The 519-nt window shown below is 35.9% G+C and carries 1 pseudogene; it reads left to right on the top strand.

Annotated elements, in window-relative coordinates:
• Positions 1 to 514: pseudogene (locus D8787_RS11350) on the top strand (transposase); the annotation flags it as partial.
• Positions 515 to 519 lie beyond the last annotated feature (5 nt).

The following is a 519-nucleotide window of genomic DNA, read 5'->3' as shown; positions in this document are numbered from 1 at the left end:
GACGCAGAAAAAGTAGCTTTATTTCTTAAAAGTTTTAATAGTTTAAAGCATCTAGCACCTGTTTATATTGATGAAACAGGATTCGATACTTATTTTTATCGAGAATATGGTCGCTCTTTAAAAGGTCAGTTAATAAGAGGTAAAGTATCTGGAAGAAGATATCAGAGGATTTCTTTGGTTGCAGGGCTAACAAATGNTGAGTTAATCGCTCCAATGACTTACGAAGAGACGATGACGAGCGACTTTTTTNAAGCTTGGTTTCAGAAGTTTCTCTTACCAACCTTAAACAAACCATCAGTTATNATTATGGATAATGCAAGATTCCATAGAATGGGTAAGCTAGAACTCTTGTGTGAAGAGTTTGGGCATAAACTTTTACCTCTTCCTCCCTACTCACCTGAGTACAATCCTATTGAGAAAACATGGGCTCATATCAAAAAGCACCTCAAAAAGGCATTACCGAGTTGTAATACCTTTTTTCGAGGCTCTTTTGTCTTGTTCTTGTTTCAATTGACTATA

This window comes from Streptococcus mitis (assembly GCF_003944325.1).
In the GTDB taxonomy this organism is placed as follows: domain Bacteria; phylum Bacillota; class Bacilli; order Lactobacillales; family Streptococcaceae; genus Streptococcus; species Streptococcus mitis_CW.
Note: the sequence above shows the minus strand (reverse complement) of the source record. Positions and strands in the feature narration are given on the sequence as shown.